Annotated in this window: 9 protein-coding genes; all 9 read right to left on the bottom strand. The window is 74.3% G+C overall.

Annotated features, from left to right (window positions below; translation table 11 throughout):
- Window positions 1-21 precede the first annotated feature (21 nt).
- Complete coding sequence (locus ACFQTY_RS03735; protein WP_378097465.1) at window positions 22-1,668, bottom strand: xylulokinase; 1,647 nt, start codon at window positions 1,666-1,668, stop codon at window positions 22-24.
- An 88-nt stretch (window positions 1,669-1,756) separates the two neighbouring features.
- Window positions 1,757-2,824, bottom strand: coding sequence for a LacI family DNA-binding transcriptional regulator (locus ACFQTY_RS03730; RefSeq protein WP_378097462.1), 1,068 nt, complete (start codon window positions 2,822-2,824; stop codon window positions 1,757-1,759).
- A gap of 11 nt (window positions 2,825-2,835) precedes the next feature.
- Entirely contained in the window at window positions 2,836-3,702 is an 867-nt protein-coding gene (gene proC / locus ACFQTY_RS03725; RefSeq protein ID WP_378097459.1) for a pyrroline-5-carboxylate reductase, read from the bottom strand.
- A gap of 182 nt (window positions 3,703-3,884) precedes the next feature.
- Window positions 3,885-5,882, bottom strand: a complete 1,998-nt coding sequence (locus ACFQTY_RS03720; protein WP_378097456.1) for an HlyD family efflux transporter periplasmic adaptor subunit — start codon at window positions 5,880-5,882, stop codon at window positions 3,885-3,887.
- Window positions 5,875-6,810: a hypothetical protein gene (locus ACFQTY_RS03715; protein WP_378097453.1), complete on the bottom strand. Its 936-nt coding sequence runs from the start codon at window positions 6,808-6,810 to the stop codon at window positions 5,875-5,877. Before ACFQTY_RS03715 ends, ACFQTY_RS03720 begins: the two co-directional genes overlap by 8 nt.
- Window positions 6,811-6,863: 53 nt before the next feature.
- Window positions 6,864-8,096: an ABC transporter permease gene (locus ACFQTY_RS03710; RefSeq protein WP_337973577.1), complete on the bottom strand. Its 1,233-nt coding sequence runs from the start codon at window positions 8,094-8,096 to the stop codon at window positions 6,864-6,866.
- Window positions 8,093-8,926, bottom strand: coding sequence for an ABC transporter ATP-binding protein (locus tag ACFQTY_RS03705; RefSeq protein WP_378097449.1), 834 nt, complete (start codon window positions 8,924-8,926; stop codon window positions 8,093-8,095). Before ACFQTY_RS03705 ends, ACFQTY_RS03710 begins: the two co-directional genes overlap by 4 nt.
- Complete coding sequence (locus tag ACFQTY_RS03700; RefSeq protein ID WP_378097446.1) at window positions 8,919-10,328, bottom strand: efflux RND transporter periplasmic adaptor subunit; 1,410 nt, start codon at window positions 10,326-10,328, stop codon at window positions 8,919-8,921. The genes ACFQTY_RS03705 and ACFQTY_RS03700 overlap by 8 nt, the downstream gene beginning before the upstream one ends.
- Before the next feature lie 221 nt (window positions 10,329-10,549).
- Window positions 10,550-12,820 carry an alpha-xylosidase gene (gene yicI, locus ACFQTY_RS03695; protein WP_378097442.1) on the bottom strand — a complete coding sequence of 757 codons (2,271 nt, stop codon included), beginning with the start codon at window positions 12,818-12,820 and terminating at the stop codon, window positions 10,550-10,552.
- Window positions 12,821-12,840 lie beyond the last annotated feature (20 nt).

Below are 12,840 nucleotides of genomic sequence, written 5' to 3'. Positions count from 1 at the left end.
ACGGCTCCTGGGTCGCGGGGGTCAGAGGGCCAGCGTCGCGGCGCGCTCGACGGCGAGCCCGGCCTGGTAGCGGTCGAGGTAGGCGGCGAACCCGGCCACGTCGGCCGCGTCCGGCTCGACGACGTCGAGGTCCGCACCGGCGAACACGCGGGTCCGCAGGTACTCGCCGAGGTCCTGCTCCGCACCGGAGGTCAGGTAGGCGGCCAGCACGGCGATGCCCCACGCACCGCCCTCACCGGCGGTGCGACCGACGGCCACCGGCGCGCCGATCGCCGCGGCCAGGAACCGCTGGGCGACGCCGGCGGTGCGGAACACGCCCCCGTGGGCGAACATCGCGTCGAGGCCGACGCCCTCGGCCGCGAGCACGCGCATGCCGAGGCTGAGCGTGGCGAAGGCGCCGTAGATGCTGGCGCGCATGAACGTCGGCAGCGTCAGGCTGCTGCCCGGCGTGCGCACGACGAGCGGCCGGCCGGACTCCAGGCCGGTGACCGGCTCGCCGGCGAGGTAGTTGTAGGCCAGCAGGCCGCCACCGTCCGCCTCGCCCTCGAGCGCGGCGCGGAACAGGGTGCCGAACACCTCGTCGGACGAGGACCCGTGCCCCGAGCGCAGCGCGAACTCGCGGAACAGGCCCACCCAGGCGTCCAGCTCGCTGGCGCCGTTGTTGCAGTGCACCATCGCCACCGGGTCGCCGGCGGGCGTGGTGACCACGTCGAGCTCGTGGTGCACGTGCGCCAGCGGCCGCTCGAGCACCACCATCGCGAAGATCGAGGTGCCGGCGCTGACGTTGCCGGTGCGGGGTGCGACGGAGCTGGTGGCGACCATGCCGGTGCCGGCGTCGCCCTCCGGCGGGCACAGCGGGATGCCGGCACGCAGGCTGCCGGTCGGGTCGAGCAGCGCGGCACCCTCCGGGGTGAGGTTGCCCGCCTCCTCGCCGGCGCAGAGCACCTGCGGCAGCAGGGCGTCGAGGGCCAGGCCGGGCTCGAGCCCGCGGTGCGTGGCGAGCAGACCGTCGACCGCCGCCAGCATGTCCTTGTCGTAGCCCCGGGTGGCGGGGTCGATCGGGAACATGCCCGAGGCGTCGCCGACGCCGAGCACGCGGCGGCCGGTCAGCTGCCAGTGCACGTAGCCGGCGAGCGTGGTGACGAAGCGGACGTCGGGGACGTGGGGCTCGTCGTCGAGCACCGCCTGGTACAGGTGGGCGATCGACCAGCGCAGCGGGATGTTGTGGCCCAGCAGCTCGGTCAGCTCGCCGGCGGCGCGGCCGGTCGACGTGTTGCGCCACGTCCGGAACGGCACCAGCAGCCGGTCCTCGGAGTCGAACGCCAGGTAGCCGTGCATCATCGCGGAGACGCCGATGGCCCCGAAGGTCGTCGGGCGCACGCCGTACTGCCGCTGCACGTCCGCGAACAGGTCCGCCACCGCCGCCTGCAGGCCGGCCCAGACGTCCTCGAGCGAGTACGTCCACACGCCGTCGACCAGCTGGTTCTCCCAGTCGTGGCTGCCGTTGGCGATCGGCGTGTGGTCCGGGCCGATCAGGCACGCCTTGATGCGCGTGGAGCCGAGCTCGATGCCGAGCGAGGTACGTCCTGAGGTGACGGCCTCACGGGAGACGCTCGTCACGTCGGGGGCTGCGGCGTGGGCACGCGCGGCGTTGGGCACGACCACCATTGGTCCGCTCCTTCACGATCGGTCGTGGAGGATGTTAGCGCTCACATGGTCTGGTGCCAAGCCGCCTGGTGAGGAGGGCTTTCCGGCCTCAGGGCCGGCGCAGGGAGGAGGCGCGCACGACGAGGTGCGCGGGGATGATGCCCACGGTCGGCGGGCTGCCCGCCGTCGCCCCCATCAGCACGCGGACCGCGCGTGCGCCGAGCGCCGCCAGGTCCTGCCGGACGGTGGTCAGGGCCGGGATCGTGTACGCGGCGCCCGCCTCGTCGTCGAAACCCGCCACCGCCACGTCGTCGGGCACCCGGACGCCCGCCTCCCAGAACGCGTGCAGCAGCCCGATGGCCAGCTGGTCGTTGGCGGCGAAGACGGCCCGCGGCAACCCCTCCTTGACCAGCCGTCGGCCCACCGCTGCTCCGTGCGCGGCCGACCAGCCGGACTCCATCGGCGCCGGCGGCTCGATGGGCGCACCCGGTTCGATCCCCGCCGACCGGCACGCGTCGCGCCAGCCCGCGAGCCGCTCCTGGGCGTCGAACCAGTCCTGCGGCCCCGCGACGTGCACCACCTCGCCATAGCCCTGCGCGAGCAGGTGCGACGTGGCCAGACGACCGCCCCCGCGCTGGTCGACGGCCACCTGGTGCAGGTGCTCCGCCTCCGTGCCGAGGTCGCCGGAGGAGACGATCACCACGGGGAGCGAGGTCGGCGCCTGCTCGAGGACCCGCATCACCTCGGTGTTGGGCGCGATCACCGCGAGACCCTCGACGCCCTGGGTGAGGAACTGCTCGACCGCCTGGTGCATCGAGTCGGCGTCGAAGCTGCGCAGCATCGCCACCGCCACCACCGCACCGACCAGCCGGGCGGACTCCTGCAGGCCGACCAGCGTGCTGGTGGGGCCGAACAGCGTGCTGGCGGGCGCGACGACGCCCAGGACACCGGTGCGCCGGGTGACCAGCGCTCGCGCGGCGCTGTTGCGCCGGTACCCGAGCTCGGCGATGGCGGCCAGCACCCGGGCGCGGGTCTCGGGCCGGACGCTCGGGTGGTCGTTGAGCACGCGCGAGACGGTCTGGTGGGAGACCCCCGCGACCACAGCCACGTCGCTCATCGCGGGTGGGCGCGGGTTGGCGGCGCGGGACGTCGGCACGGCGGCGGGGACGTTCGGCACGGGGCGCGCCGTCAGTGCCGCGGCGAGGCGGACTGGGCCGAACCCAGCTCGCGGGAGCGCTCGTACGCCGCCCGGGCGGCTGCGACCACACCGGCACGTACCCCGTGGGCGTCCAGCTGCGCGACGGCGGCGACCGTGGTGCCGCCCGGCGACGAGACGCGCTCGCGCAGCACCACCGGGTGGTCGCCGCTCTGTGCGGCGAGCGCGGCGGACCCTTCGACGGTCGCGACCGCGAGGCGGGTCGCCAGGTCACGGGGCAGGCCGAGCAGCACCCCGGCCTCCGCCATCGCGTCGATCAGGTAGAAGGCGTACGCCGGGCCGGAGCCGGAGATCGCCGTGACGGCGTCGAGCTGCTTCTCGGGCACCCGCACCACCAGGCCGGTGGGACGCAGGATCGTCTCGGCGAGCGCCAGGTGCCGTTCGGTGGCCGCCGAACCGGCGGCGAGCGCCGCGGCACCCTTGCCGACCACCGCCGGCGTGTTGGGCATCACGCGGATCACCGGGGTGCCGGTGGGCAGCCGCTGCTCGTAGAAGGCGAGCGGCAGGCCGGCGGCGACGCTGATGACCGGGGCACCGCCGCGCAGCGCCGGGCCGATGGTGGTGAGCACGTCGCCCACCACGTCGGGCTTGACGGCGACCAGGACGACGTCGGCACGGGCGGCCGCGTGCTCCGTGGAGGCTGCGGTCAGGACGCCGAGCCGACGGTGCAGGTCCTCGGAGCGGGCGACGTCCCGCTCCGCCACCTCGACGTCGCGCGGGGACCAGCCCGCCGCGAGCAGCGCCTCCACCAGCGTGCCGCCCATCACGCCGCCGCCGACGACCAGCACGTGGGCGCGCTGCGCCCGCTCGTCGTCCGCCCGGTCGGTGCCCTCGTTCATGCCCGGCCTCCCCCGTCGCGACCGGGTGCTCCGGCCGTCCGCGCCGAGCCTAGTTGGGCCCGCCGATGGTCGGTGCCGACCGCGCGCCGGGGCAACGCGCGATCGGCACCGGGACGACGACGGCGCCGACAAGTCGCCGCGTCGTCAGGCAGGGTCGGCCCGCAGACCCGGGCCGACCCGGATCAGCCGCCCGGCCGTACGCCGCCGGCAGGCGGGCCGTTGAGGGTGCCGGCGAACTGCCGGTTGGCACCCCCGTTGCCGCCGGACAGCAGGCCGGTGGACGACGAGGAGCGGGTGCTGCTGACCATGGGGACCGAGAGGTCCGCGAGCACGACCTTCTGGCCCTCGGTCAGGCCCGAGGTGATCTGCGTCAGCTCCGAGCCGACCGCACCGCGCTGCACGGTCACGGTCTTGGCAACGCCGTTGTCCAGCACCTGCACCGTCGCCGTCTGGCCGTCGACGTGCACCGCGGAGGTGGGGACGGTGAGCACCTGGCCGGTGCCGGCCACCGTGATCACCAGCTGGGCGGACGAGCCCCCGTACAGCTTCTCGGTGGTCGGGCTGACGGCGACGGTGACGGCGTAGGACGGGGTCGAGGTCGACGAGACGTCCAGCACCCCGATGCTGCTGACCGTGCCGGCCAGCGTCGCCGTGGTGGACGGCACGGTGATCGCGACCGTCTGCCCCACCTTCACCGCGTCGATCGAGGCGAGCGGGACGGTGGTGCTCACGACGAACCCGTCGGTGCCGACCACCGTGACGACGGCGGACGTGGACTGCGCCGCGACGCTGCTGCCGACCGACAGGCTCACGGCCGCCACCGTGCCGGCGATCGGCGACGTCAGCGTGACCAGGGACAGGTTCTGGTCGGCGATGTCGAGCTTGGACTGCGCCGAGTCGATCGCCGCCCGGTCGGAGAGGATGTCCGCCGCGCTCGCGACGGTGGTGGTCCCCGCGCCGGACGCGCCGGTGGACGTGCGGGCGGCCGACGACGAGCCGGACGTGCCGGTGGTCGACGAGCCGGTGCCGGACGACGTGCGGGTGCTGCTGCCCGCCGAGCCGGTGCCGGCCGACGGGCCCGACGTACCGGGACCGGACGTGCCGGCCGAGGCGGTGACCGCCTTCTGCAGCGCGCCGACCGCCTTGTCCAGGGCCTGCGCCGCCGTGCCGACGGCCGTCTGCGCGGTGCCGGTGGTGGTCTGCGCGGTGCCGACCGCGACGAGAGCCGTCTGGCACGCCTGCAGCTGCGCCGCCGTGGGTGGCGTGCCGCTGGTGACCAGCGACGTGGTCGTGGCGGTCGGGCTCGGCGTGGGCGTCGGGGTGACGGTCGGGGTGGGCGTCGGCGTGGCCGTGGCGCTCGGGCTCGCGGTGGGGCTGGGCGTCGCGGTGGGCGTCGGGGAGGCCGATGCCGTCGGGCTGGGCGTCGGGCTGGGGGTCGCGGTGGGGGTGGGCGTCGGGGACGGCGTCACCGCGGCGCAGGCCGTCTGGGCGTCCTGCAGCGCGGTGGTGCTCGCCTTCAGCGCCGTGTCGGCGGCGTCGTACGCGGTGAGCAGGGCCTGCTGGGCCTTCTGCACGCCGGCGAGGGCTGTGGCGACAGCCGACGACGCACCGGACGAGCCGGCACCGGCGGACGAGCCGGTCCCGGAGCCGGAGGCGGAACCGGAGGCCGAGCCGGCCGCGGCGCCCGACGACGCACCGGCTGCGGCGGACGACGTCGCGGTGGCGGCACCGGTCGAGCTGCCGCCGGACGACGCCGAGGAGGTCGTCGAGGCCGCGCTGGTCTGCGAGTCCAGGTCGGTCTGCAGCTGCTGCTGGGCCGTCTGGAGCGTGGTGGTCGCCGCGTCCACGGCGTTCTGCAGCGCGGTCGGGTCGAGGGTGGCCAACGTCTGACCGGCCGTCACCGTCTGGCCGACGCCCACCGCCACGGACGCGACCGTCCCCGCGACGGGGAACGCGACGTCGCGGCGGGTGGCCGAGGCGACGGTCCCGACGGCCGACACGGTCTGCGTGACCGAGCCCAGCTTGGCCGTCGCCGTGGTGTAGCGCGTCTCCGACTGCCGGGACATGGCCAGGGCCACTCCCCCGCCGGCGATCGTCAGCACCACGGCGCCGGCCGCCGCGAGCGCCGCGACCCGGCGCCCACGAGCGCGGCGCCGTCGCACGGTGGTCCGCTCAGGCATTGGAGCCCGCCGCCGGAGCGCCCTGCTGGGGCTGCCCGTTCTGGCCGCCGCGGTTGCCGCCGAAGCCGCGGTTGGCGGTCACGCACGTGCCGTTGGTCGGCGGGGACACGACGATGCTGGTCGCCGTCACCTTGCCGGAGGTGTCCGCCTGGCCGCGGGCCGTGGCGCACTGGCCGACGACGATGACCGACGCGTCCGCCGTCCTGGTGGTGCGGTACGTCGTCGCCGAGTCGACCGTCACGGTGGCGGTGCCGGTCGTCGTGCCAGGGCTGGCCGTGCCGGGGGTCGCGGTGCCGGAGGTGCCCGCGGCACGCGTGGTCGTCTGCACCGTGATCGTGCTCCCGGACACGCCCGTGACCAGGCCGTCGACCGGCCGGGCGAAGCCGCCCGCGCCGCCCGTCGGGGCACCGCTGGGCCGGGTACCGGAGCGTGGGGCGCCGGTCGGCATGCCACCACCGGGCGCCCCCGCCGCCCCGCCGAAGCCAGCCGCGCACGCGCCGTCGACCGGCTGGGTGATGGTGACAAAGGTCGCCGCGCCGGACGTGGACGCCGTCGCGGTGCCGGACGACGCCGTGGTCGCCAGGATGCACACCCCCGGCGTGACGTCCGCCAGGCTGCCGGCGACCTGCTGGCTGATGACGGTGCTGGAGGTCCACGCGACGGCCGTCTGGCTGGACGTGTCCTGCAGCTGCATCACCTGGCCGGTGACGGCCGCGATGGTGCCGCGCACCCCGCCCCGGTCCTGCTGGGCGGCGCCGCCGCCCGAGCCGGACCGAGCGCCGGCCGAGGCCGACGCCGCGGGGGCCGCGGGGGCCTTCGCGTTGGCGGCACCGCCGCCGCAGGCGGCGAGGGTGAGGACCACGACGGCGCCGAGCGGGAGGGCCCAGGCGCGGTGCAGCCGGGCAGCCGTGGGACGGGACGACGACATGGCAGAGCTCCTCGAGGTGGGGATGGTGCTGGTACGGGCGCGCTGCACGGTGATCACTCCGAGCGCAGCGCGTCGATGGGTGCGAGCCGGGCGGCCCGCGTGGCGGGGTAGACCCCGAAGACGAGCCCGATGGCGACGGCGACCACCACCGAGCCGGCGACGGCGACGCCGGACACGACGATGGTGCTGTTCAGCAGCTTGGGCAGCGTGTTGGCCGACACCACGCCCAGCAGGCAGCCGAGCAGACCGCCGGCCAGGCCGAGGATCGACGCCTCGACCAGGAACTGCCGGCGGATGGCCCACGGCGGGGCGCCGAGCGCCTTGCGCAGGCCGATCTCCCGGGTTCGCTCGGTGACCGACACCAGCATGATGTTCATCACGCCGATGCCGCCGACCAGCAGGGACAGCGCCGCGATTCCGGTCAGCAGCACGGTGAGCGTGCGGGCCACCGCGGTGGCGGTCGACACCAGCGACTCCTGCGAGGAGACCGTGAAGTCCGCGCTGGACGCGGTGGTGATCGAGTGCAGGTTGAGCAGCAGCTGGGTCGCCTCCTGCGAGGCCCCGGACAGCTGCTGGGCCGACGCCGCCTCGATGTAGATGCGGGAGACGGCGTCGCGGGTGCTGCCGCCGACCAGCTGCTCCGCCGCGGTGGACAGGGGCACCACCGCGAGGTCGTCGAGGCTCGTGTTCCCGCTCGACCCGGCGGTGGACAGCACCCCGATCACGGTGAACTCGACGTTGTTGATGGTCACTGTGCGGCCCACCGCGTTGGTGGTGCCGTACAGCTGCGTGGCCGTGTCGGCGCCGAGGACCACCACGTCGGCGCGGGCGGTGTCCTGCGCGTCGGTGATGAACTGCCCGGCGGACAGCTGCCGCGCCCGGACCCCCAGCCACGACGCCGTGGTGCCGGTGACGGTGGTGGTCCAGTTGGTGGTGCCGTTGACCAGCGACAGCTGGGTCGACTTCTCGGGGGCGACCGCGGCGATGTCCGGGGCGTTGTCCTTCGACGTCAGGGCGACGGCGTCGGACCGCTTCAGCGTGGTGTTGGAGCCGAAGCCGCCGCGGACGCCGGTGGTGCTGGTGCTGCTGCCCGGCGTGACGATCAGCAGGTTGGAGCCGAGGGAGTTGATCCGCGCCGACACGTCCTTCTGCGAGCCGAGGCCGAGGCCGACGGTGAGGATCACCGCGGCGATGCCGATGAGGATGCCCAGGATGGTCAGCGTCGAGCGCAGGGTGTGCGAGCGGACCGCCGACCAGGCGGTGTGCAGCGTCTGGGTCCAGGTCATCGCGCCGCCCCCTCGCCCTCGGCGACGTGGGCGGCCGCGCGATCGTCGGGATCGGTGTCGGACAGCACCCGGCCGTCGCGCACCCGCACCATGCGGCGGGCGCGCTGGGCGACCTCGAGCTCGTGGGTGATCAGCACCACCGTGCGGCCGGCGGCGTGCAGCTCGTCGAACAGGCCCAGCACGTCGGCGGTGGAGACGGAGTCGAGGTTGCCCGTCGGCTCGTCGGCCAGGATCAGGTCCGGGTCGCTGACCAGGGCACGTGCCACCGCGACCCGCTGCTGCTGGCCGCCGGACAGCTCGCCGGGCCGGTTGGCGGTGCGGTCGGCCAGGCCGACGCGCGCGAGCGCGTCCATCGCGCGGGCCTTGCGCTCCGCGGACGGCACCCCGGCGTAGATCAGCGGGAGCTCGACGTTGCGCCAGGCGGACAGCGCCGGCAGCAGGTTGAACTGCTGGAAGACGAACCCGATCCGGCGGTTGCGGATGTGCGCCAGCTCCACCTCGTCGAGCTCGGAGACGTCCTCGCCGGCCAGCCGGTAGGCACCGGTGGTGAGCACGTCCAGGCAGCCGAGGATGTTCATCAGCGTCGACTTGCCGGAGCCGGACGGGCCCATGATCGCCACGTACTCGCCCTGGTCGATCCGCAGGTCGACCCCGCGCAGCGCCTCGAACGTGATGCTGCCGGTGGTGTACGTCTTGCTCACGCCTGCCAGCTCGATCACCGGGGTCGCGGCGTGCTCGGCGAACCGCTCCTGCACCGCCGTCGGAGCGCCGATCGGGAGCACGCCGTCCAGCGGAGCCGTGCCGCCGTGCCGCGGGCTGCCGTCAGCCATTCGTCCGGCTCCCCGTCGTGCCCGCCTGCTGGCCGCCCTGGCCCGCCTGACCGCCCTGACCGCCCTGACCAGGGAAGCCGCCCGGGAACTGCCCCGTGCCGCCGTTGCCGTAGCCCCGGGTGCCACCGGTCCCGGTGTACCCGCCGTACCCGCGCTGGGTGCCCGTGCCGGACCCCGTGCGGGTGTACACGACCTCGCGCACCAGGTCGCCCTCGGAGAGCCCGGACGTGATCTCGGTCAGCTGCCCGGACGTCTCGCCCACCTGCACCTCGACGGTCTGCACGGCGCCCTCGGCGTCCACCTTCTGCACGGTGCTCGTGCCGTTGGCGGTGGTGACGGCGGCGGTCGGGACGGCGAGCACGTTCGCGCGCCGCTCGTAGACGATCGCGGCGGTCACCGAGATGCCGTCGTGCAGCTTGCTCACGTCGCCGGTCACGTCGACCACCACGGGGTAGCTCGCCACGCCGGACGACGTGGACAGCAGCCCGATGGACGACACCGTGCCGAACACCGTGCCGGACAGGCTGGTCGACGTCATCTCGACCTGGTCGCCGACGGCCACCTTGGCGATGTCGCTGTCGCTGACCCCGACGGACACCTGGTAGGCGTCCGTGCCGACGATGGTGAACTCCGCGCTCGACGAGGAGGCGGAGGACCCGGACGACGAGGAGCCCCCGGACGACCCCGCGCCGCCCTGCCCGCCGCCGGCCGACCCGGCCGAACCGGAGGAGCCGGAGGAGCCCGACGTGCCGGTCGACCCGCTGCCGCTGGTGCTCGTCGTGCCGGACGCCGAGCCGGTCACCTTCTGCCCGACGACCACGTTCACGCTGGTCACCAGGCCGGCGACCGGTGCGGTGAGGGTCGCCTCGCCCAGCGCGGTCGTCGCGCTGTCCACCTGCGACTGGGCGACGGCCACCTGGGCCGACGCGGCCGCGATCTGCGCCACCTGCGCGGCGGTGCCGGTCGAGGCGGCCTGGAGGTCGGCCAGCTTGGCCTGGTCGCTGGCGAGCGTCGCCTTCGCGGACAGCAGGTCCGCGTTGAGCTGCAGGGTGTCGACGGTGGCCAGCGCCTGCCCGGCGGTGACGGTCGCCCCGGCGGCCACGTTCACGGCGGTGACCGTGCCGCTGACCGCGAAGTTCACCGTCTGGTTCACCTTGGGCGTCAACGTGCCGGTGCCGGAGACCGACTTCTGCATCGTGGTCAGGCTCGCCGCCACGTCGCGCGTGGTGGTGGTCGCCGTCGTCGCGGCCGAGGCGGCGTCGCGTCCCGCGAACCACCAGATGCCCGTACCGCCGGCCGCCAGCACGACGGCCAGCAGCACCACCGCGAGCACCCGCCCAGCCGGGCGCGCCGACCTCCACCGCTTGCGCATGTCGTCCTCACGTCGTGTGCCGATGTTCACGAGCGACGCTAGGGACGGCTGCTGGACGCGCTGCCGATCCCGGCTGTGACCAGCCTGTGAATGCTGCGTGGGCGGTGCCCGGTGGACGCAGCAGAGCCCGGCGTGAGGGGGGTCTGCTCACGCCGGGCTCTGGGCCCGGGGGCGGCGTCGGGGGTGCGCCGCCCACGGTGGTCAGGCCGAACGGCCTTGGTCGGGTTCGGCGTCGGGGTCGGGTCGAGGGGTCAGTCGAGCGGCAGCTCCGCGCGCCCGTCGGCGGCGTCGACGACCAGGTCAGCGACCTGCAGCCGCCACGCGACGTCCGCGGGCCCCTCGGCCAGCAGCCGGTCGCCCTCGCGGCGCACGACGAAGGTGGTCGCCGCCCCGCCGGTCGACGACGGGACCACCACCTCGCGCCGGTCGCCGTCGGCCAGCTCGAAGGCGCGAAGCGTGACGCCGTCCGCCCAGTCGTAGTCCGGCCGGTCGGTGACCGCGCCGACCGGCAGCACGGTGCCGGGCCGCACCAGCACGGGCAGCGAGTCGAGGCCGTGCACCTGGTTCACCCAGCGCGGGCCGGTCACCGTTGAGCCGTCCAGGAGCGAGGTCCAGGTGCCCTCCGGCACGTACACCTCGGCGACGCCGTCCGGGGAGAGCACGGGCGCCACCAGCAGGCTGTCGCCCAGCATGTACTGCGTCTCGGCGGTGAACGCCGACCGGTCGTCGCCGAACTCCAGCAGCATGTGCCGCAGCATCGGGATGCCGTCGGTGTGCGCCTCCTCGGCCACCCGGCCGAGGTACGGCATCAGCGAGAGCTTGAGGTGGGTGAACCGCCGCGTGATGTCGACGGCCTCGTCGTCGAACGCCCACGGGACCCGGACCGAGCCGGAGCCGTGCAGGCGGGAGTGCGACGACAGCAGGCCGAACGCCAACCACCGCTTGAACACCAGCGGGTCGGGCGTGCCCTCGAACCCGCCGATGTCGTGCGACCAGTACCCGAAGCCGGACAGGCCGAGCGACAGGCCGCCGCGCAGCGTCTCCGCCATCGAGGCGAGCGAGGAGTCGTTGTCGCCGCCCCAGTGCACCGGGTACTGCTGGCCGCCGACGGTCGCCGACCGGGCGAACAGCACCGCGTCACCCTCGCCGCGCACGTCGCGCAGCACGTCGAACACCGTCTGGTTGTAGAGGTGCGTGTAGTAGTTGTGCATCCGGTCCGGCTCGGAGCCGTCGAACCACGCGACGCCCTCGGTGGGGACGCGCTCGCCGAAGTCCGTCTTGAAGCAGTCGACGCCCTGGCCCAGCAGGGTGCGCAGCTCGCCGGCGTACCAGTCGGCCGCCGCCGGGTTGGTGAAGTCGACCAGCGCCATGCCGGCCTGCCACAGGTCCCACTGCCAGACGCTGCCGTCGGTGTTGCGCAGCAGGTAGCCCTTGGCCTTGCCCTCCTCGAACAGCCGGGAGCGCTGGGCGATGTACGGGTTGATCCAGACGCAGATGCGCAGGCCCTTCGCCTTCAGGCGGGTGAGCATCCCCTCGGGGTCGGGGAACGTCGCCGGGTCCCACACGAAGTCGGTCCAGTGGAACTCGCGCATCCAGAAGCAGTCGAAGTGGAACACCGACAGCGGCAGCTCCCGCTCGGCCATCCCGTCGATGAACGAGCTGACCGTCTTCTCGTCGTACTCGGTGGTGAACGACGTGGTCAGCCACAGGCCGAAGGACCAGGCGGGCACGCGCGCCGGCCGGCCGGTCAGCGCCGTGTACCGGCGCAGCACGTCCTTGGGCGTCGGGCCGTCGATCACCAGGTACTCGAGCACCTGGCCCGGGACCGAGAACTGCGTGCGCTCCACCATCTCCGAGGCGACCTCGAACGAGACCTTCTCGGGGTGGTCCACCAGCACGCCGTACCCGCGGGACGTCAGGTAGAACGGCACGTTCTTGTACGCCTGCTCCGAGGACGTGCCGCCGTCGAGGTTCCAGATGTCGACGGTCTGGCCGTTCTTCACCACCGGCCCGAACCGCTCGCCCAGGCCGTACACCAGCTCGCCGGCGGCCAGGGTCAGCTGCTCGTGCACGTAGGTCGTGCCGTCGGGCGCCGTCGCTGCGCCCACCGAGCGGTTGGCGGACGAGGTGAGCAACCGACCGCCGGACCGGAACTCGACCAGCCAGCCGGGGCCGCGGCGCACCCGCACCGTCAGCTCGCCGGAGACCAGCTCGCCGACCTCGTCGTCCACCCGCACCTGCGGGACGAAGCCCGGCTGACCGGCGATCGCGAAGCCGGGACGGCGCTCCACTCCCCCGTCGAAGTGGGCGATCCGCACCCGGACCACGCCGGGCGCCGGCGCCGAGTACGTGACGGTGATCAGCGGGAGGTTGAGCGTGTCGCCGCGGGTGCGGATCCGCTTCGCCGTGCCGTACACGGTCAGCGTGCCGGCCTCCGGGTCGGCGACGACGTCCCGCACCTCGGCGGGGCGGATCAGGGTGAACCCGTCGCGGTCCATCCAGTAGCCGTTGGTGAACTTCATCGCAGGGAATTCCTTCGCGG

Source organism: Cellulomonas sp. T2.31MG-18 (genome assembly GCF_964266755.1).
In the GTDB taxonomy this organism is placed as follows: domain Bacteria; phylum Actinomycetota; class Actinomycetes; order Actinomycetales; family Cellulomonadaceae; genus Cellulomonas.
This window is presented reverse-complemented; position numbering and strand designations above follow the sequence as displayed.

Bases quoted from the DNA above. Each gene is read 5' to 3' on its own strand.
- ACFQTY_RS03735 (WP_378097465.1), bottom strand. From the start codon at position 1,668: ATGGTGGTCGTGCCCAACGCCGCGCGTGCCCACGCCGCAGCCCCCGAC.
- ACFQTY_RS03720 (WP_378097456.1), bottom strand. From the start codon at position 5,882: ATGCCTGAGCGGACCACCGTGCGACGGCGCCGCGCTCGTGGGCGCCGG.
- proC (WP_378097459.1), bottom strand. From the start codon at position 3,702: ATGAACGAGGGCACCGACCGGGCGGACGACGAGCGGGCGCAGCGCGCC.
- ACFQTY_RS03705 (WP_378097449.1), bottom strand. From the start codon at position 8,926: ATGGCTGACGGCAGCCCGCGGCACGGCGGCACGGCTCCGCTGGACGGC.
- yicI (WP_378097442.1), bottom strand. From the start codon at position 12,820: ATGAAGTTCACCAACGGCTACTGGATGGACCGCGACGGGTTCACCCTG.
- ACFQTY_RS03710 (WP_337973577.1), bottom strand. From the start codon at position 8,096: ATGACCTGGACCCAGACGCTGCACACCGCCTGGTCGGCGGTCCGCTCG.
- ACFQTY_RS03715 (WP_378097453.1), bottom strand. From the start codon at position 6,810: ATGTCGTCGTCCCGTCCCACGGCTGCCCGGCTGCACCGCGCCTGGGCC.